General features: G+C 64.3%; 2 pseudogenes. One reads left to right on the top strand and one right to left on the bottom strand.

What is annotated here, in order from left to right:
* Positions 1-30 precede the first annotated feature (30 nt).
* Positions 31-153, top strand: a pseudogene (locus tag IJ15_RS27090) (transporter); the annotation flags it as partial.
* A 48-nt stretch (positions 154-201) separates the two neighbouring features.
* Here the strand turns inward: IJ15_RS27090 and IJ15_RS0124370 are convergent.
* Positions 202-429: pseudogene (locus tag IJ15_RS0124370) on the bottom strand (CorA family divalent cation transporter); the annotation flags it as partial.

Raw genomic sequence — 429 nt, 5'->3', positions numbered from 1 at the left:
CCGACGTCGCTGGACAACACCTACCGCACGATGCGCCGCCTGAACGGGATGGCGTGGATCGGCCTGTATCGCCCCGATCACGCCGAAGTCCAGTCACTGGCACACGAATTCGACCTGCACCATCTCGCCGTCGAGGACACGATCGCGGCCCATCAACGCTCCAAGCTCGAGCGGTACGACCAGACGCTGTTCGTGGTCGTCCGGCCCCACGAAGACGTGCACCTCACCGAACTCGACCTTCTCGACGTCGTCGAGGTAGCGAGCGGGCCGGAGGACCACGAACAGCGTCTGGTCGTACCGCTCGAGCTTGGAGCGTTGATGGGCCGCGATCGTGTCCTCGACGGCGAGATGGTGCAGGTCGAATTCGTGTGCCAGTGACTGGACTTCGGCGTGATCGGGGCGATACAGGCCGATCCACGCCATCCCGTT

The organism is Prescottella defluvii, from assembly GCF_000738775.1.
Classification (GTDB): Bacteria; Actinomycetota; Actinomycetes; order Mycobacteriales; family Mycobacteriaceae; genus Prescottella; species Prescottella defluvii.
The sequence above is the reverse complement of the archived record's forward strand: the minus strand, read 5'-3'. Positions and strand labels throughout refer to the sequence as shown.